This is a genomic window from Streptomyces sp. DH37, assembly GCF_029813835.1.
GTDB lineage: Bacteria > Actinomycetota > Actinomycetes > Streptomycetales > Streptomycetaceae > Streptomyces.
On sequence record NZ_JARVKV010000090.1, the window covers coordinates 1 to 20,700 of the forward strand.

Consider the following 20,700-nt stretch of genomic DNA (forward strand, 5'->3'; position numbering starts at 1 on the left):
GCGCCGGCGGAGCCCCCACGGCCCCGCCGGCGCACCGCACCACCCGCCCGCGGGCGGGCGGCGTCCCTCAGCGGTCGTGCCGCCGGGCCGTACCCGCTCCCTGCGGGGCGAGGGCCGCGGGCTCCCTCGGCCCCGCCCCCTCCGCCGGAACGGTGCGGGAGCGGGACCTGCGAGGACGGGCGGGGACCGGACGGCCGTGGCCGGTGACCCCGGCGACCACCGGGGCCGGGGGCGCCGGCACCCGCGCCGCGGAGGTGAGCAGGGCCTGCCTGCGGGCCGGACCGAGTCCGGTGAGGAGCACCTGCCGCAGCAGGCCCAGGGAGAAGCGGTAGGTTCCCGGCTCCCGCCCGCCGGCATCCTCCCCCCAGGTCAGCAGGCGCGCGGCCAGGGCCCGGTCGGCGAGTTCCAGCACCCGGTCGGCGGGCAGACCGCACATCCGGGCGACCACGTCCGCGTCCAGCCGCCCCCCGGTCACCGCGGCGCACTCCAGTACGGTCCGGACGGCGGGGTCCAGGGCGTCCAGCCGGACGCGCAGGGTGCTCCCGGCGGACGGCGGCGTCCGGGCCTCCGAGCCGGTACGCCGGTCGGCGGGCAGCTTCAGCAGCTCCACGAGGAAGAACGGGTTGCCCCCGCTGAGCTCGTGCAGCGCGCACGCCTCCCGGCCGGTCGCCTCCTCCGTCTCCCCGGCCCCCTCGGCGGTCAGCCGCAGCAGCCGGTGCACCGCCGCGACGGACAGCGCGGCGGGCTGCACCCGTTCGGCGCCGCGCCGGGCCAGCGCCGCCAGGAGGGGCTCGACGGCCGGGCCGGGGTCGTCGGAGACGGTGCACACCACGGCCAGGGGGACGTCGTGCAGGGTGTCCGCCCAGTGGGCCAGCAGCCTGCGGAACCCGGCGCCCGCGTGGTGCACGTCCTCGACCACGCACAGCGTGGGCCGCTGGGTCAGCAGGCCCAGCAGCTCGTGCTCGGGAGCCGGCGGGAGGCTCCCCGGGCCGGAGGACGGCGCCGGGTCCCCGTGCCGCAGCTCCCGCAGCAGCTGGTCCACCGGGCCGAGCGGCACCGCGGGGTCGTCCCCCTCCGCCTCGGCGCAGCGCGCCCAGGCGACCGTGAGGCCGGTGTCCTCGGCCCGGGAGGCCAGCTCCTCGGCCAGCCGGGTCTTGCCGACGCCCGGTTCGCCGGAGATCACCCCCCAGGCGGTGCGCCCGGAATCGACGCGGTGCAGCACGCCGTCGAGCCTGGCGAACTCCTCGTCCCTGCCCACCAGGGGCCACCGGGAGATCCTCCCCTGCCGGGCGGCGGCCCGTACGAGGACACCGCCGTGCAGCCCGCCGGGAGGGCACAGGACCGCGGTCTCGTGGCGGAGGACGGCGAGCTGCGTCTCGCGCAGCGCCGGTCCGGGGTCCAGGCCGAGGTCCCGGGCGAGCAGTACGCGAACATCCTCGTACCGCTGCAGGGCCTCGGCGGGCCGTCCGGCGAGGTACAGGGCCCGCATCAGCAGGGCCCAGGAGGCCTCGCGCAGCGGATCGCGCTCCACCAGCCGCTCGGCCCCCAGGACGGCCTGGGGCATCCGGCCCTCCCGGATCAGCAGGTTGGTCCGGAGCTCCTCGGCGCAGAGCATCAGCTGCTCCAGCCGTGCCACCTCCCGTTCGGCGAAGTACTGGTCCCGCACGTCCGCCAGCGGCACGCCCCGCCACATGTCCACCGCCCGCTCGATCTCCCGGAGGGCGTCCGGGGACAGCCCCCGGGCGGCCAGCGTCTGCGCGCGCTCCACGGCCCGCTCGAACAGGACGGTGTCACGGGCCTCCGGCGGCACCCGCAGCGCGTAGCCGGTCGGCGTGCTGCACAGGATCCTGGCCTGCTCCTGCCGGGGCCGCCCGGGTTCGAGGACCGTCCGCAGCCGGCTGATGTGGGCGTGGACGGAGGAGACGGCGCCCGCCGTGGGGCGTCCCTCCCACAGGTCCTCGCACAGGCGCGTCACCGGGATCGTGCGGCCGTTCTCCAGCAACAGGCGCAGCAGCAGGGCCCGGCGCTTGGGCGGACCGACGTTCAGGACCGCCGTGTCGTGCCGCACCTCCAGCGGACCCAGCAGGTAGAACTCCACGTTCGTCACCCCTCACCACCAGGAGGGACCGCCGGTCCGCCGTCACGGCTCGGTCACGGGCACCGGAACCACCTGGTCTTCGTACGTTCGGCAGCCGGCCCGCCCGCACCGTCTCCGGGCGCCGTGCGGTTCCACGGACGACGGGCCGGAGCCGGGGACTCCCGCGGTGTGCCGCGGGCCGGGGGCGGCGCGAGCCGGACCGGCCCCGCTGCGGGTGCCGGTGCACCGGCCGGAACGTGTTCCCCGACCGAGGCCGACCGCGTCGCCCGCCGGAAGCATCACGCCGGCGGCTGCTCACTTCACAGGTCGGTTCACCGCTCAGTGCTGCTCATTCGGGTGCCGGAGCGGGCGGTGGAAGGAGGGTGGGAGGAGGGGGAGGGGCGACGGGCCGCCCACCGCGCCCCGCGCCGGGCGCTCCCGGTTCATCCGTATGACACGTACGTGAACGGCCGGTGGTTCAACCCCTCCGCCTCCTTTTCCCGCCGGCCGGGAGGGGCGGGGGCAAGAAATGGTCAAGCCTCACCGGCGAGCGTGGAGCCCGCGACCCCGTACCCGGGCCCGTCGCGGAACAGCCAGAAAACCGGTGAGGACACCACGCCATGACTCTGACCATGGAAATCAGGCCGGCCGCGCCCGCCGCCTCCGTCCGGACGCCGAACGGACCCGGTCTCCCGTGCCGTGAGGACTTCGTCCGGGAGGTGTACCAGCGGCACGGCAGCCTGCTCCTGCGCTACGCGGCCCGCCTCGTGGGAGGCGACTGGCACCTGGCCGAGGACCTCCTCCAGGAGGCGGCCACCCGCGGATGGGTGTACTTCACCTCGGTCGACCCGGACGCCGAGGCCGAGAAGGTGCGTCCCTGGCTGTTCACCGTGGTCCGCAACCTCGCGATCGACCAGCACCGCGCACGGCAGAACCGCCCGCTGGAGCAGATGTCCATCGAGGACGTCGACGTTCCGGGGGTGGACGAGATGGAGCGCGCCCTCACCTCGCACGTCGTCGTCGAGGCGTTCAAGGACCTGAGCGACCAGCACCGCGAGGTGGTCATGTGCATGTACTACCTCGGGTACAGCGTCGCCCAGGCGTCCGAGCACCTGGGCATTCCGCCCGGCACGGTCAAATCCCGCTGCCACTACGCCATCCGGTCCCTGCGGAAGGCGCTCCACCAGCGAGGTCTGCGGGAGGGGTGATCGCCCGGGAACGGCAGTCGGCCGGCGCCGCGTCGCGTCCGGGCGACGGCGAGGGGAACGCCGGGTGCCGGGGGAGGGGCGAGGAGGGGGACTCCGGTACCGCGGCTGCCCGAACTGCCCGGCCCGCGGCGGGGATTCGGATCCGGGCACCGGGGCCGGACCTGCGGAGAGTCCCTAGACTGGAGTGGTGGAAAGCTCTCCTAGAAATCTGGCGGGCCGGCTCGGCTCGGCACGCGACAGGACATTCGTCGGGCGGCACCGGGAGCTGAGCAGGTTCAGAGCGGCCCTCAACGGCGAGCCCGGGTCCGCGGTGGTGCTGTACGTGCACGGTCCCGGCGGTGTCGGCAAGTCGACCCTCCTGCGGCGCTTCGAGACCGAGGCCCGCGACGAGGGCCGCCTCGTGGTCAAGGTCGACGGCCGGTTCATCGACCCCTCGCCGCTCGGCTTCGAGGCCGAGGCGGCCAAGAGCGCGTCCGCGGAGGAGGGCGTGCTCCTCATCGACGCCTTCGAACACTGCCAGGGTCTGGAGGGCTGGCTGCGGGAGCGCTTCCTGCCCGGCCTGCCCGAGCACACGGTCGTCGTGGTGGCCGGCCGACGGCCTCCGAGCACCGAGTGGTCCTGCGACCTGGCCTGGAGCGACGCCCTGGAGGTGCTGCCCCTGGGCCCGCTGGACGACGGCTCCGCCGCCGCGCTGCTGGAGCGGCGCGGTGTGCCCTCCTCGGTGCACGACGCGGTCCTCGCCTTCGCCGGAGGCCACCCCCTGGCCCTCAGCCTGGCCGCCTCCGTCGCCGTCGCCGACACCGCCTCGGCGAACAACTGGGAGCCCAGGCCCGACGTGATCGCCACCCTGCTGTCCACGCTGGTGGGGGAGTTGCCCTCGCGTACGCACCGGCTCGCCCTGGAGACGGCGGCCCACGTGCTGACCACGACGGAGGGCCTGCTGGCGGCGGTGCTGGGCGAGGAGGAGGCCGGGCCGATGTTCGCCTGGCTGCGCGGGCTGCCGTTCAGCGAGTACGGCCGCCACGGCCTGTTCCTCCACGACCTGGTCCGCGAGATCCTCGACCGGGACTTCCGCTGGCGCGACCCGCAGGGCTACGAGCGGATGCACGTCCGCACCGGCCACTACCTGCTCGAACGGGTCCGCACCGCGCCCCGGGTCGAGATGATGAACGCGGTGCGCGCACTGACGTACCTCAAGCGGTACGGCCCGATGGCGCCCTACTTCCAGACCATGGAACGGGAGGGCGACGTCTACGACGAGGTCCTGCGTCCCGAGGACCACGAGACGGTCCTGCGGATGGCGGCCGAGACGGAGGGCGAGCGGTCCGTGCGCGCCGTGCGCGCCTGGCTGGAGGACCAGCCCGAGTCGTTCCTGATGTACCGCAGCGCGCGGACGGGCGAGCCCGTGGCGTTCATGGCGTGGCTGCGGCTGACCAGGCGGTGCGCCGCGCTCGACGCCGACCCCGTGGCCGCCGCGGCGTGGGAGCACGCCGAGCGGACCGACCCGCTGCGTCCGGGCGAGCACGCGCTGGTGTCCCGCTTCATGGTCCACCCGGAGGCCTACGGACAGGTGTCCACCGTCGGGCACCTCATGCAGCTGCGCATCTGTGCCGACTGGATCAGGAGCTCCGGACTGGCGTGGTCCTTCATCGTCTCGCCCGACGCGGGTCTGTGGCGGCCGCTGATGGACCACCTCGGACACCAGCAGATATTCCAGGCGCCGTGGTCCGGCGGACGCACCTTCACGGCGTTCGCCTGCGACTGGCGCGTCACACCGCTGGACATCTGGTTCGACCGGACGCAGCCCGGCGGCCTCTCCGAGCCGTCCGCCCCGCTCGGCGCGGGCCCCACCGGGGAACGGCCCCTCGCACGGGCCGACTTCGACGCCGCCGTCCGCGACGCGCTGCGCAACCTGCACCAGCCCGACGCACTGCGGGCCAACCCCCTGACGTCGTGCCGGGTGGTGGCCGCCCACGCCGAGTCCTCGGGCACCGACCCGGCCGAGGCCCTCCAGCGGGTGCTGACCGACACGGTCAACCTGCTGACCGACGACCCGCGCGCCGTCAAGTCGCACCGCGCGGTGGCGACCACCTATCTGCGCCGGGCGGCCACCCAGGAGGCCGCCGCCGAGCGGCTCGGCCTGCCGTACAGCACCTACCGGCGCCATCTGAGCCAGGGTCTGGAGCGGCTGTGCGGCATGCTCTGGCAGAGGGAGACGAGCGCCCTGCCCGGCACGGCGACCGAGACGGGGCCGGCGCGCGCCGGGTGACGGCCGTGCCCTGCCGGGAACGGGGCGGCTTCGGCCCCGCCCCCGGCAGGGCACCCGTGCCGCCGGCGCCGTTCCTCCCGCGCCCCCGCGCCCCCGCCCACCGCGCCGGCCGCTCGCACGGCCGGGGAATTCCCTCCACGTTTTCTCCGCGGGGTCGAACCGGGACGGGGATTCTCCCGTAGTGAGCGCTGTCATAGGCCAGACGGAGCTCGTTCGACGCTCCGACAAGCCGCGGCGGCAAGGGGGCAGCGGTGAAGGACAACACTCTCGTGGGCGACGCGTCCCGTGCGCTGCGGCACCGTCCCACCACACGACACCCGGGCGCCGCGGACGGATCCGCCGGACGGCGCGCCCGCCCGGCGGCACACGGACGGCGGGCCCGTCGTGTCCGCTGAGGAGACGCGGCACGGCGGCCGCCTGCCCGACGTCCCGTCCGCCTCCGGCGCCCCGGAGCGCAGCGGGACCACCGGGCAGGCGGAGAACCTGGCGCCACTGGTCCGCCGTCCCGCGTACGACGCCTTCCTCCCCTGGCTGAGGGAGGTGTTCACCGGCCCGCTGTTCGACGTGTCCGGTGACGTGGGGGAGGGGCGCCACGCCCTCACCCACCGGCGGCTGCGGCACGTCAACGACCACCTCGGCCGCGACGCCGAGCTGTGGAGGCACCGCGACCGCCTCTTCGCGGTACTGGAGTGGGCGGTCCTGGCGGATCCGCCGCTCTTCTACGCGCTGTTCATCCACCACTGCCAGACCGTGGGACTCATCCGCTCCCTCAGCCGCGGCGACGGCGGCCCGGAGGACGAGCTGCGGAACCTGGTCTCCGGGCGGGCCGTCGGCGCGCTGCTCACCACCGAGCCGGGCCACGGCAACAGCAACAACGCGATCCGCACCGAGGCGGTCTACGACCCCGTCCGCCACGAGTTCGTGCTGCGGACCCCCGGTCCGGCCGCGGCGAAGTTCTCGTCCACCGTCGCCGGCCCCGGAGTTCCGCAGACGGCCGTGGTCAGTGCCCGCCTGGTGGCCGGCGGACGCGACCGCGGGCTCGGCTTCTTCGCCGTACCGATCAGCGACGGGCACGGCCCGCGCGCGGGGGTGCGCATCACGCCCCGGCCGCTCGCGGCCGCCCTGCCGACGGCCGGCGGAACCGTCGTCTTCGACGGAGTCCGCGTCCCCTTCCGCAACTGGCTGCGCGACGGGGCCTCACTGTTCGCGGAGCAGGAGGACGACGATCCCCCCGCCCCTTCGGCCTCGCCGGCCGACAGGCTGCGGATGGCCACCGTCATCCTCCCCGCCTGGGAGGCGGCCACCGTGGCACTCGCCGCCGTGGCCCGGGCGAGCACGGCGATCGCCGTCCGCCACGCCCACCGGCACCGCACGACCGGCCGCCACGCGGCCGGCCTCCCCCTCATCGCCCACCGCAACCAGCAACTCGTCCTGTTCGCCTCCCTGGCCGGCGCCTACATCCTGTCGTTCGTGGCGCGGACCATGACGGCACCGGCCCAGCCGGAGCCGACCGCGGGCGGTCTGCGGACCGCTTACCTGCTGAAGATCGCCGCCACCCGGCTCGCCGAGCGGATCGTCATGAGGACGCGCACCGCGTGCGGTGTCCACGGCTTCCTGGAAGAGAATCGTTTCCTCAGCTACCAGGTCCTCGTCCACTCCTTCCACAGCACCGCCGCCGACAGCCAGGTCATGCTCCTGGAGGCGGCCCACTCCCTGGTGCAGGGGGCGGACTACACGCCCCCCGCCCCCCCGCCGCCCGGCGGGACGAGCCGGGACCTGTCCGACCCGGACACCTGGACCCGGCTCGCCGAGGCCAGGGAACGCGCGCTCCACAGGGAACTCACCACCGCGCTGCGCGAGGCGGAGGAGAGCGGACGATCCGCCTTCGACGCGTGGAACGACCACATCGACCTCGCGCAGGAACTGGCCGAGGCCCACACCGCCACGACCCTCCTGGCCCTCGTGCGCCGCCAACTGGACTCCCCGGAGTGCGAGGACGTCCGGGCGCTCCTGCGGGACCTGTGCGGCCTGTACGTCCTCGAGGAACTCGGGGAGCACGCCGGCCGGTACCTGACCGAAGGGCTCCTCCTGCCCGACGAGGTCCGCGGCCTCCGGGAGCGCGTCCACCGGATCTGCGCACGGCTCGCCCCGCACGCCCTGGACCTCGTCGAAGGACTCCGCGTCCCCCACGAGGTCGTCAGGGCCCCCGCCGTGTCCGTCCGCCCGGACGCCCACTCGGACGCCCGGGCGGAAGCCGGGGGAGACGCCCCGGAGGACGCCCCCGGCCAGGACCTCCCCGACCCCGCCGGCCCGCCCGGCGCCGGGCACCCGGCGCCTCCCCCCAGCGGCACCACCACCGCCCCGACCCCCACCTGAGCCGGGGCGCGGTGCTGCCGGGCCACCCCCCGAACCCCGGCAGCACCGCGCCCCACCCTCCTCCGCGCAGCGCACCCCGCACCGGCGCGGCGCCCGAAGCACCGCCCCAAGGCGCGGATCCACAGCACAGCACCAAGGACACCCCATGCACCGCACCCCCTCCCGGGAACCCGTCGCCGTCATCGGCCTCTCCTGCCGGCTGCCGCAGGCCGACAGCCCCGAAGCCTTCTGGAAACTGCTGCGGGACGGCGTCGACGCCGTCACCGGTCTGCCCGCGGACCGCCGCGCCCTCCACACCCACCACGGCGCCGGCCCCGCCGCACCGGAGACGGCCGACGGTGTGCGGGGCGGGTTCCTCGACCGCGTCGGCGACTTCGACGCCGCCTTCTTCGGCATCTCCCCCAGGGAGGCCGCGGCGATGGACCCCCAGCAGCGCCTGCTCCTGGAACTGGCCTGGGAGGCCCTGGAGAACGCCGGGATCGCCCCCGGCACCCTGCGCGACGGACACACGGGGGTCTTCGTCGGAGCCATGCGGGACGGCTACGCGACGCTGGCGTACCGCCAGGGCCCCGAGGCGGTGTCCCAGCACACGCTCACCGGAGTGAACCGGGGAGCCCTCGCCAACCGGATCTCCTACCTGCTGGGCCTGCGCGGACCGAGCCTGAGCGTCGACACCGGTCAGTCCTCGTCGCTGGTCGCCGTCCACCTGGCCTGCGAGAGCCTGCACAGCGGCGAGTCCGGCGTCGCGCTCGCCGGAGGCGTCAACCTGAACATCGGCCCGGAGCCGTTCGCCGACGCCGCCGGGTTCGGCGGGCTTTCCCCGGACGGGCGCTGCCGCACCTTCGACGCCGGGGCGAACGGCTTCGTGCACGGTGAGGGCGGCGGCCTGGTCGTCCTCAAGCCGCTCTCCCGCGCCCTCGCCGACGGCAACCGCGTCCTGGGCGTGATCAGGGGCGGAGCCGTCAACAACGACGGCGGGGGCGACACGTTCACCACCCCCAGCCGGACCGGGCAGGAGGAGGTCCTCAGGCTCGCCCACGAGCGGGCCGGAACCGACCCCGCGCGGGTGGGGTACGTGGAACTGCACGGTACGGGCACCAGGATCGGCGACCCGGTGGAGGCGGCGGCGCTCGGCGCGGTGCTCGGTGCCGGCCGTCCCGCCGACCGGCCGCTGCGGGTCGGTTCGGTGAAGACCAACATCGGCCACCTGGAGGGCGCCGCGGGCATCGCGGGCCTGATCAAGGCCGTCCTCTGCCTCGTCCACGGGCAGCTTCCGCCGAGCCTCCACTTCCGCACCCCCAACCCCGACATCCCCTTCGACGCGCTCCGGCTGCGCGTCCAGACGGCGACGGAGCCGTGGCCGGACGCGGTGGACGGGGAGGGCCGGGACCTGCCGCTGCTGGCGGGGGTGTCGTCCTTCGGCATGGGCGGCACCAACTGCCACCTGGTCCTGGAGCAGGCTCCCGCCCCCGATGCCGCGGCGGGCGGGGACGCGCCGGCGAGCACCGCGCTGCCCGCGCTGCCCGCGCTGCCGTTCGTGGTGTCGGCCGCCGGTCCGGAGGCCCTGCGGGCCCAGGCCGCCCGGCTGCGTGCCGCGGTGGAGGCCGATCCGGAGGTGGATCTGGCGGGCGCGGCGGTGACGCTGGCGGCGGGGCGTGCGGTGCTGGCGGAGCGTGCGGTGGTGGTGGCGGAGGATCGCCAGGGGCTGCTGCGGGGCCTGGGCGTGCTGGTGGACGGCCGGAAGGCGGCCGGTGTGGCCTGCGGCAGGGGCGGGCGGAGCCGCCGGGTGGGGTTCGTGTTCGCCGGACAGGGATCGCAGCGGGCGGGGATGGGGCGGGGGCTGTACGAGGCGTTTCCGGTGTTCGCCGCGGCGTTCGACGAGGTGTGCGGGGTTCTGGACCCGGTGGTGGGGGGTTCGGTGCGGGAGGTGGTGTTCGAGGGGGACGCGGAGGTGCTGGAGCGGACGCGGTGGGCGCAGCCGGCGGTGTTCGCGGTGGAGGTGGCGCTGTTCCGGCTGCTGGAGTCGTGGGGCGTGACGCCGGATGTGGTGGCGGGTCATTCGGTCGGCGAGGTGGCGGCGGCGTACGTGGCGGGGGTGGTCTCGCTCGGGGACGCGTGCGCGCTGGTGGGGGTGCGGGGCCGGTTGATGGAGGGGCTGGCGGGGGGCGGGGCGATGGTCGCGGTGCAGGCCTCGGAGGAGGAGGTGGCGCCGCTGCTGGCCGGCCGGGAGGACCGGGTGGGGATCGGCGCGGTCAACGGCCCGTCCTCGGTGGTGGTCTCGGGTGAGGCGGGGGCGGTTGCCGAGGTGGTGGCCCGGGTGGAGGGGTGGGGCCGGCACGTGCGGCGGTTGGAGGTCAGCCACGCTTTCCACTCGCCGCTGGTGGAGCCGGTGCTGGAGGAGTTCGCGCGGGCGCTGGAGGGACTGGAGTTCGGTGTGCCGCGCCGTGCGGTGGTGTCGACCGTGACGGGCGGGGTGGTGGGGGCGGGGGAGATGGCGTCGGCGCAGTACTGGGTGGCGCACGCGCGTCAGGCGGTGCGGTTCGCCGATGCGGTGGGGGTGCTGCACCGTGAGATGGGTGTGGAGGTGGTGGTGGAGGTCGGGCCGGGGGCCGGGTTGACGGCGTTGGTGCGCGAGTGCGTGCCGGAGGACGCCGGGGTGGTGTCGGTGCCGGTGCTGCGGGCCGGTCGTGCGGAGCCGGTGGCCGCGCTCACCGCGCTGGGGGAGCTGTTCACGTGCGGGGTGGAGGTGGACTGGAAGGGGTTCTTCGCCGCCACCGGTCTCCGGGCCCGCCACACCGACCTGCCCACCTATCCCTTCCAGCGCAGACACCACTGGCTGGACTCCGTACCGCGCCCGACCGCGCCCCGCGCTCCGGAACCGGCGCCCGCGCGGCAGCCGTCGGCGCCCGAGCAGCCCGCCGTCAACCGCCGCACGCCTTCTGAGCAGTCGCTGCTCGACCTCGTCCGCACACGTACGGCACAGACCCTCGGCTACGCGGGACCGCAGGAGGTGGACCCGGCACGGACCTTCCGCGAGCTGGGCTGCGACTCCCTCTCCGCCGTGGACATCCGCGACGGGCTGAGCACCGCCACCGGACTCCGGCTCCCCGCCACCCTGCTCTTCGACCACCCCACCCCGGCCGCCGTCACAGAGCACCTCCATGCCGCGGCGACCGGCACCGAACCCCCCGAGCACCGTTCGGGGACCGCGCGGCAGCCGGCCCGGCCGTCCCCGTCGGCCGACGAACCGATCGCCGTCGTCGCCACGGGGTGCAGACTGCCGGGCGGCGTACGCTCCCCCGAGGACCTGTGGGAACTGCTGTCCTCGGGCGGCGACGCCATCTCCGGATTCCCCGCCGACCGGGGCTGGGACCTCGACGAGCTCTACGCCCCCGAACCCGGCCCGCCCGGCCGGACGTACACCCGCCACGGCGGATTCCTCTACGACGCCGCCGAGTTCGACCCGGAACTGTTCGGGATCTCGCCGCGTGAGGCGACGGCGATGGATCCGCAGCAGCGGCTGCTGCTGGAGACCTCCTGGGAGGCGCTCGAGCGCGCGGGCATCGCCCCGGACTCCCTGCGCGGCTCCCGTACCGGGGTGTTCATCGGCCTCACCCCCCTGGAGTACGGGCCACGGCTGTACGAGGCACCGGACGGCACGGAAGGACACCTGCTGACCGGAACCACACCCGCCGTGGCGTCGGGCCGGATCTCCTACACCTTCGGGTTGGAGGGTCCGGCGGTGACGGTGGACACCGCGTGCTCCTCCTCGCTGGTGGCGCTGCATCTGGCCTGCCGCTCCCTGCGGGAGGGGGAGAGCTCCCTGGCTCTCGCGGGCGGCGCGGCGGTGATGTCCACACCCGGCATGTTCGCCGAGTTCAGTCGTCAGCGGGGGTTGGCGGCGGATGGTCGGTGCAAGTCGTTTGCGGCTGGTGCCGATGGCACGGGGTGGGGTGAGGGTGTGGGGGTGGTGGTGCTGGAGCGGTTGTCGGACGCGGTGCGTCATGGGCGTCGGGTGTTGGCGGTGATCCGCGGGTCGGCGGTGAACCAGGACGGCGCCAGCAATGGGTTGACGGCGCCCAATGGTCCGGCGCAGGAGCGGGTGATCGGGCAGGCGTTGGCCGATGCCCGGCTCTCCGCGGCCGAGGTGGACGCTGTGGAGGGGCATGGGACGGGGACGCGGTTGGGGGATCCGATCGAGGCGCAGGCGTTGCTGGCCACCTATGGCCAGGGGCGTCCTGCGGGCCGTCCGCTGTGGTTGGGGTCGTTGAAGTCGAACATCGGGCATACCCAGGCGGCGGCCGGGGTGGCGGGTGTGATCAAGATGGTGGAGGCGTTGCGGCGGGGGGTGCTGCCCAAGACGTTGCACATCGATGAGCCTTCTCCGCGTATTGATTGGTCGGCGGGGTCGGTGGAGTTGTTGACCGAGGCGCGGCGGTGGCCGGAGACCGGTCGTCCCCGCCGCGCCGGTGTCTCCTCGTTCGGGATCAGTGGCACCAACGCCCACCTCATCCTCGAGCAGGCCCCCGACACCGCGGAGGCCGTGCCGGAACGGGAATCCTCCGCCGCTCCCGCGACCCCTCTGCCCTTCCCGGTGTCGGCTGCCGGTCCGGCGGCTCTGCGGGCCCAGGCCGCCCGGCTGCGTGCCGCGGTGGAGGCCGACCCCGAGGCGGATCCGGCCGGTGTGGCCCTGACGCTGGCCACCGCGCGCGCCACGCTGGCGGAACGTGCCGTGGTGGTCGCGGCCGACCGCCGGGAGCTCCTGACCGGCCTCGCCGCCCTGGCGGCCGACGAGGACGCCCCGCACCTGGTCAGGGGAACGGCCGTGAACGGTCGCCGGACCGTCTTCGTCTTCCCCGGCCAGGGCACCTGGTGGGCCGGCATGGCGGCCGGGCTGATGGAATCCTCCCCGGTCTTCCGCCGGCGGATCACGGAGTGCGAACAGGCCCTGTCCCCGCACGTCGACTGGCGGCTGACCGACGTCCTGCGCGGCGGGGACGGCACCCCGCCGCCGGATCGGGTGGACGTCCTCCAGCCCACGGTCTTCGCCGTCCAGGTCGCCCTGGCGGCGCTGTGGCGGGCGCACGGGGTGGAGCCGGCCGCCGTCGTCGGCCACTCCCAGGGGGAGATCGCGGCGGCCTGCGTGGCCGGGGCGCTCACCCTGGAGGACGCCGCCCTGGTCGTGGCCCTGCGCGGACGGGCCCTGACCCGCCTGGCCGGCCGCGGCGGCATGCTCTCCCTCCCGCTGCCCGCCGAAGAGGTCGAGAACCTGCTCGGCACCTGGCCCGACCTGTCGGTCGGCGTGGTCAACGGGCCGCGCTCCACCGTGGTGTCGGGCCCCGCCGAGCCGCTGGAGAGGTTCCGCGCCGCCTGCGCGGCCGACGGCCTGGCGGTCCGCCGGGTCGCGATCGACTACGCCTCCCACTCCCCGCGGATCGAGGAGATCCGCGCCGAACTGGAGCAGGCGTTCGCGCCGGTCGTCCCGCGCCCGGCCGCCGTCCCCCTCTACTCCGCGGTGACCGGCGGACCGCTGGACGGCCAGGCCCTGGACGCCGGCCACTGGTACCGCAACCTGCGCCTGCCCGTGCGCTTCGAGCAGGCCACCCGCGCGCTCATCGACGCGGGCTGCGACACGTTCGTCGAGGTGAGCTCCCATCCGGTGCTCGCCGTCGGCATGCAGGAGACGGCCGGGGACACGGATGCCGCGAAGGCGGCCGACATCGCCGTCCTGGGCTCACTGCGCCGCGACGACGGGAGGCTCGACCGGTTCCTGCTCTCGCTGGCCGAGGCCCAGACGCGGGGCGTCCCCGTCGACTGGCGGCCGGCCCTGCCCCCCGCCGGGCCCGCGAGCCTGCCGACCTACGCCTTCCAGCGGGGCCGCCACTGGATCGACACCCCGTCCCCCCGCTCCCGTCCCGGCGCAGCCCGCGAGGACCGCTTCTGGCAGGCCGTCGAGGCCGAGGACCTGGACGCGCTGCGCACCGCGCTGGACGCGCCGGACCCCGCGCCCCTGGAGGCCGCGCTGCCCCTGCTGTCCGCCTGGCACCGGCGGAACCGGGCCGGCCGGCCGGCCGGCACCGACGGATGGCGCTACCGGATCGCCTGGCACCCCGTGAACGACACCCCCTCCCCGGCCCTCTCCGGCACCTGGCTGCTGGTGACCCCGGACGCGGAACCGGCGGACGGCCCTCCGGCCGCGGACACCGCCGCCGCGCTGGAGCGGCACGGAGCCCGCGTCGCGCGGCTCGCCGTTCCCCCCGCATCGGGGCGGGAGGCCCTGGCCGGCCGGCTGGCCCTGATCGCCGGAGAGCCGGGCGGTGGGGAGCCGGACGGCGGGATCCGCGGGGTGCTGTCCCTCACCGCGCCCGGCCCGGCCGGCGCGGCCGGCACGCTCGCCCTCGTCCAGGCGCTGGGCGACGCCGGTGTCACCGCACCGCTGTGGTGCGCCACCCGCAACGCCGTCCACGCCACCGTCCACACCGAGGACACCGACGAACCGTGCGACCCGGACGCCGCCCGCGTCTGGGGCCTGGGCCGGGTGGTCGCCCTGGAACACCCGCGGCGCTGGGGCGGCCTCGTCGACCTTCCCGGCCACCCGGACGAGTCCGCCCTGCGCCGCCTGTGCGGCATCCTCGCCGACCCCGGCGACGAGGACCAGCTCGCGGTCCGCCCCACCGGAGTCCTCGCCCGTCGACTGGTCCGCTCCGCGCACACCGCGGCCCCGGAGGGGGAGTGGACCCCGCGCGGCACCGTCCTGGTCACCGGAGGCACCGGAGCGCTCGGCGCCCGCGTGGCCCGCTGGCTCGCCGAGAACGGCGCGGAGCACCTGCTCCTGGTCGGCCGCCGGGGGCCGGACGCGGACGGCGCCGCCGAACTGGAACGGCGGCTGACCGCCCTCGGAGTCGGCGTCACCATCGCCGCCTGCGACGTGGGCGACCGCGACGCGCTGGCCGGACTGCTGGCGTCCGTACCCGCCGGACGGCCGCTGACCGCCGTGGTGCACGCCGCCGGAGTCCTGGGAAGCGCGGTCGTCGACGGGCTCACCCCCGAACAGCTCGACCGGGTGACACGCCCGAAGGCCGACGCCGCCCGGCACCTCGACGAGCTGACCCGGGGGACGGACCTGGACGCCTTCGTCCTCTTCTCCTCGGTCGTGGGCGTCCTGGGCAACGGAGGACAGGCCGCCTACGCCGCCGCCAACGCGGCCCTCGACGCCCTCGCCCACCGGCGCCGCGCCGAGGGACTGCCCGCCGTCTCCGTCTGCTGGGGCCCCTGGGGCGGCGGCGGCATGATCGACGACGCCCTTGAGGAGCGCATGCGCGGGTACGGCATGCTCGCGCTGGACCCGGACACCGCCGTGACCGCGCTGCGGTACGCGCCCGCCCGGCCGGAGGCGTCCCCGGTCGTCGCGGACCTGGACTGGGAACGGTTCGTCCCCGCGTTCACCGCCGCGCGCCCCAGCCCTCTCCTGAGGGGGGTGCCGGAGGCCCGCCGCGCCGCCGAGGCCGTCACGACCGCCGCACCGGCGTCCGCGCGGGACCGGCTGGCCGAGGAGCTGAGCGCCCTGCCCGAGGCCGACCGGCACCGCCGCCTGCTGGACCTGGTGCGATCCCATGCCGCCGCCGTCCTGGGCCGCTCCGGTCCGGACACCTCGTGGACCGGCCGAGCGTTCAAGGACGTCGGCTTCGACTCGCTGACCTCCGTCGAACTGCGCAACCGGCTGGCCACGGCGACGGGGCTGACCCTGCCGACCACCCTGCTCTTCGACCACCCCACCCCGGTCGCCCTCGCCGGCCACCTGCGGTCCCTGCTGGTCGCCCGGGACGAGGACACCGCGGACGATCCGCCGGCCGGCACGGCCACCACCGCACCGCGGCAGGACCACGACGACCCGGTGGTGATCGTCGGCATGGGACTGCGCTACCCCGGCGGCACCGAAACCCCCGAGGACCTGTGGGAACTGCTGATCGGGGAGCGGGACGCCATCGGCCCGCTGCCCGGCAACCGGGGCTGGGACCTCGACGGGCTCTACTCACCGGACCCCGACGCCCACGGCAGGAGCTACGCACGCGAGGGCGGTTTCCTGCACGACGCGGGCGAGTTCGACCCGGAGCTGTTCGGGATCTCGCCGCGTGAGGCGACGGCGATGGATCCGCAGCAGCGGCTGCTGCTGGAGACCTCCTGGGAGGCGCTCGAGCGCGCGGGCATCGCCCCGGACTCCCTGCGCGGCTCCAGCACGGGGGTCTTCGTCGGCATGAGCCACCAGCAGTACGGCGCCCCCCTGCACGAAGCCCCCGAGGGATTCGACGGCTACCTGCTGACGGGCACCTCCGCCAGTGTGGCGTCGGGCCGGATCTCCTACACCTTCGGGTTGGAAGGTCCGGCGGTGACGGTGGACACCGCGTGCTCCTCCTCGCTGGTCGCCCTCCACACGGCCGTACGGGCGCTGCGCGACGGCGAGTGCTCGCTGGCGCTGGCCGGTGGGGTGACGGTGATGTCCACACCCGGATTGCTCATCGAGTTCAGTCGTCAGCGGGGGTTGGCGGCGGATGGTCGGTGCAAGTCGTTTGCGGCGGGTGCCGATGGCACGGGGTGGGGTGAGGGTGTGGGGGTGGTGGTGCTGGAGCGGTTGTCGGACGCGGTGCGTCATGGGCGTCGGGTGTTGGCGGTGATCCGCGGGTCGGCGGTGAACCAGGACGGTGCGTCCAATGGGTTGACGGCGCCCAATGGTCCGGCGCAGGAGCGGGTGATCGGGCAGGCGTTGGCCGATGCCCGGCTCTCCGCGGCCGAGGTGGACGCTGTGGAGGGGCATGGGACGGGGACGCGGTTGGGGGATCCGATCGAGGCGCAGGCGTTGCTGGCCACCTACGGCCAGGGGCGGGAGGCGGGCCGTCCGCTGTGGCTGGGGTCGTTGAAGTCGAACATCGGGCATACCCAGGCGGCGGCCGGGGTGGCGGGTGTGATCAAGATGGTGGAGGCGTTGCGGCGGGGGGTGCTGCCCAAGACGTTGCACATCGATGAGCCTTCTCCGCGTATTGATTGGTCGGCGGGTGAGGTGCGGTTGTTGACCGAGGCGCGGCGGTGGCCGGAGACCGGTCGTCCCCGCCGCGCCGGTGTCTCCTCGTTCGGGATCAGTGGCACCAATGCCCACCTCATCCTCGAGCAGGCCCCCGACACCGCGGAGGCCGTGCCGGGCACCGGGGAGGCCGTGCCGGACACCGCGGGGGCCGTGCCGGGCCCGGTGGGGGGTGGTGTGCTGGACCGGCCGGTTCCCTGGGTGCTCTCCGCGCGGTCGCGGGCCGCTCTGCGGGGGCAGGCGGGTCGTCTGCTGTCCTATCTGGAGGAGCGTCCCGGGGTGGGGGTGGTGGATGTCGGGTATTCGCTGTTGACGACGCGGGCGGTGATGCGGCACCGGGCGGTGCTGCACGGGCGGGGGCGGGAGGAGTTCCTCGGCGGGCTCGCCGCGCTGGCGCGGGAGGGCACCGGACCGGAGTTCCGTGGTGAGGTGCCCGTGGCCGAGTGGACGGCCTCCCTGCGGGCGCTGGGAGGGGTCCGCGTCGACCTGCCCACCTACCCCTTCCAAAACCAGCACTACTGGCTCACACCCCCGCGCACCGCGTCCGCCCGGCTCACCGACCTGGGACTGGCTCCGGCCGACCATCCGCTGCTGAGCGCCGCCGTCCCCCTCCACGAATCCGGAGGGCTGCTTCTGACGGGACGGCTGTCGCTGCGTGACCACCCCTGGCTCGCCGACCACACGGTGCTCGGTCAGGTCCTCGTCCCCGGGACCGCCCTGGTGGAGCTCGCCCTCCACGCGGGACGGCGGGTCGGCTGCGACCGGCTCGACGAGATCACGCTGCGGGCGCCGCTCGTCCAGCCCGACCAGGGCGGACGGCATCTGCAGGTCCTCGTCGGCGGCCCCGGGGAGTCCGGGCGGCGTACGGTGACGCTGCACTCCCGTCCCGAGGACGCCCCCGCCGACGCTCCCTGGACCCTGCACGCGAGCGGCGATCTGATTCCTGCCGGGCCCGATGCCGATGCGTCCCCCGCCTCCGGGGAGCAGTGGCCACCGGCCGGCGCCGAACCCGTCGACGTGCACGGGCTGTACCGCTCCCTCACCGGGGCCGGGCTCGCCTACGGGCCCGTCTTCCGCGCCGTGACCGGGATCTGGCGCTGCGGGGACGAGGTGTTCGCGCACGTCCGGCTGCCGCAGGAGCACCGTTCCGAGGCGTCTGCCTTCGGTGTGCATCCGGCTCTGCTGGACGCGGCCCTCCACGGCACGTTCCTCCAGGGCGGAGGGGAGCGGCGCCTGCCGTTCTCCTGGAGCGGGGTGCGGCTGGCCGCCACCGGCGCGGACGAGCTGCGCGTCCGGCTGGCACCGTCCGGACAGGGCGACGGCATCAGGGTGACGGCCGTCGACCCCGCCGGACGCCCGGTGGCCTCGGTGGACTCGCTGGTACTGCGCCCCGTCGCGCCGGAGCAGCTGGACACCGGCCCGGACGCCGACCCGGACACCGGCACCGGCGCCCTGTTCCGCACCGTGTGGACGCCGGCCCCGGTCCCCGGCACGACGCCGTCCGCCGCACCGGAACACCTGGCCGCCCTGGACCCGGCGGGACGTCTCGCGGAACACGCCCCGCCGCACACCGGATACGCGGACCTCGCCGCCCTGCGGACCGCGCTCGCCGCGGGGGAGGAGACTCCCCGGACCGTGCTGTGCCTCCTGGACGGGAACGGGCTGCGGACGCCGAGCACGGCACCCCTGTCGACGGCGGAGGAGGCACGGGCGGCCACCCACAGGGCGCTGGCGCTCGTGCAGGAGTTCCTCGCGGAGGAGCGCCTGGCCGACAGCCGGCTCGTCCTGATCACGACCGGTGCCGTGGCGGCGGCTCCGGACGAGGACGTTCGGGACCTGGCGCACGCCCCGGTCTGGGGCCTGGTGCGATCGGCGCAGTCCGAGCACCCGGGCCGTCTCGTCCTGATGGACGTGGACGGTGACGCGGCGGTTGCCGCACTGCCCGCGGTGATCGCCGGCGGAGAGCCGCAGGTGGCCGTGCGCGACGGCGCCGTACGGGTCGCACGGCTGCACCCCGTCGGGACGCCCGCCGCAGAACCGGGTGCGTACGACCCCCAGGGCACGGTTCTGGTCACGGGTGGGACCGGTGCGTTGGGTGGGGTGTTGGCGCGTCATCTGGTGGTGCGGTGTGGGGTGCGGCGTCTGGTGCTGGTCGGGCGGCGGGGTGTGGGTGCGCCGGGTGTGGGGGAGTTGGTGGCGGAGCTGGAGGGGGCCGGTGCGTGGGTGCGGGTGGCGGAGTGTGATGTGGCGGACCGGGGTGCGCTGGGTGGGTTGTTGGCGTCGTTGCCGCGGGAGTATCCGTTGACGGCGGTGTTCCACACGGCCGGGGTGTTGGATGACGGGGTGGTCGGTTCGCTCTCTTCGGAGCGGTTGGAGCGGGTGTTGCGGCCCAAGGTCGACGGTGCCTGGAATCTGCATGAGTTGACCGCGGGTCTGCCTGTGACGGACTTCGTGTTGTTCTCCTCGGCCGCGGGCACCGTCGGTACTCCGGGGCAGGCCAACTACGCTGCCGCCAATGTCTTCCTGGACGCCCTCGCCCGCCACCGCCGCACCCGGGGCCTCCCGGGCACCGCGGTGGCCTGGGGCCTGTGGTCCGAACGCAGCGGGATGACCGGGCACCTGGATCCCACGGATCTGGACCGGCTGGCCCGCACCGGCATCGCGGAGATGCCGACCGAACTGGGACTCACCTGCTTCGACACCCTGCGCACCATCGGAGCGGACCAGATCGTGGCCGCGCGGCTGCACACGCACGTCCTCCGGGCACAGGCGGCCGACGGAACCCTTCCCCACCTCTTCCACCAACTGGTGCGGCCGCCGGCTACGCGGCAGACCGCCGTCCCCGTCGCCTCCCGGCGGCGGGCGGAGGAGGAGCAGCCTGGGAAGGCCCTGCTGGAGCGGATCTCCGGTCTGGGCGAGAGGGAACAACTCTCCCTGCTGACCGACCTGGTGTGCGCCGAAGCCGCGGCTGTCCTGGGCTACACCGCCGCCGAGGTCGGCCCGGAAAGGGCGGTCAGGGAACTCGGCCTGGACTCGCTGGGATCGGTCGAACTGCGCAACGGACTCGCCCGCGCCACCGGCCTGCGGCTGTCCGCCACCCTCGTCTTCGACTACCCGACACCGGTGGCGATGGCAGGTCTGCTGCGGAGCGAGCTCCTGCGCGGCCGGGAGACCTCACCCGACCGTGCCCTCGGCGATCTCGTCGCCGTGGACTCACTGCTGTCGCGGACGGCCCCGGACGACCCGGCGCGCCGCCACATCCTCGACAGGCTGGAGGAACTCGTCACCAAGTTCTCCACCTCCACCCCCGCAGCCGCCGAGCCGGCGACCGGTGAAGCGCTGGAGGACGCCAGCGACGACGAACTCTTCGCCCTCATCGACGGCGACCTGTGAACACCGCGGCCCGCGGTACGCACGACACAGCTCGACACCCCTCGGAACACATCGCAAGGCGGATCGCAATGGACAACGCGACAACCAACGAAGAGAAGCTGCGCACTTATCTCAAGAAGGCCACCGCGGACCTGATGGAGACCCGCCGACAGCTCCGTGAACTGCAGGACTCCCCCGGTGAGGGGGTTGCGGTGGTGGGGATGGGGTGTCGTTTTCCCGGTGGGGTGGAGTCGCCGGAGGATCTGTGGCGGTTGGTTGCTTCGGGTGGGGATGGGGTGTCGGGGTTTCCGGTGGACCGGGG

At 75.0% G+C, this 20,700-nt stretch carries 6 protein-coding genes; 5 read left to right on the plus strand and 1 reads right to left on the minus strand.

The genetic code is table 11. The features are described 5' to 3' along the window. Positions 1-67: 67 nt before the first annotated feature. Entirely contained in the window at positions 68-2,107 is a 2,040-nt protein-coding gene (locus QC029_RS28490; RefSeq protein ID WP_279558710.1) for a BTAD domain-containing putative transcriptional regulator, read from the minus strand. 590 nt (positions 2,108-2,697) lie between these two features. Between QC029_RS28490 and QC029_RS28495 the strand changes: the two genes are divergently transcribed. From QC029_RS28495 to QC029_RS28515, 5 genes are all read left to right on the plus strand, one after another. Next, positions 2,698-3,285 (plus strand): sigma-70 family RNA polymerase sigma factor, encoded by a 588-nt coding sequence (locus tag QC029_RS28495; RefSeq protein WP_279558711.1) that lies wholly within the window; start codon positions 2,698-2,700, stop codon positions 3,283-3,285. Between the two features lie 187 nt (positions 3,286-3,472). Further along, the gene (locus QC029_RS28500; RefSeq protein WP_279558712.1) at positions 3,473-5,554 is read left to right on the plus strand and encodes an ATP-binding protein; all 2,082 of its coding nucleotides are present in this window, start codon (positions 3,473-3,475) and stop codon (positions 5,552-5,554) included. 384 nt (positions 5,555-5,938) lie between these two features. Further along, the gene (locus tag QC029_RS28505) at positions 5,939-7,930 is read left to right on the plus strand and encodes an acyl-CoA dehydrogenase (RefSeq protein ID WP_279558713.1); all 1,992 of its coding nucleotides are present in this window, start codon (positions 5,939-5,941) and stop codon (positions 7,928-7,930) included. A 145-nt stretch (positions 7,931-8,075) separates the two neighbouring features. Beyond that, complete coding sequence (locus tag QC029_RS28510; RefSeq protein WP_279558714.1) at positions 8,076-20,399, plus strand: type I polyketide synthase; 12,324 nt, start codon at positions 8,076-8,078, stop codon at positions 20,397-20,399. Positions 20,400-20,467: 68 nt separating this feature from the next. Then, on the plus strand, positions 20,468-20,700 hold a 233-nt coding region (locus QC029_RS28515), incomplete at its 3' end, for a polyketide synthase docking domain-containing protein (RefSeq protein WP_279558715.1).

Coding starts and splice junctions, on each gene's coding strand:
- QC029_RS28495 (WP_279558711.1), top strand. CDS start 2,698: ATGACTCTGACCATGGAAATCAGGCCGGCCGCGCCCGCCGCCTCCGTC.
- QC029_RS28510 (WP_279558714.1), top strand. CDS start 8,076: ATGCACCGCACCCCCTCCCGGGAACCCGTCGCCGTCATCGGCCTCTCC.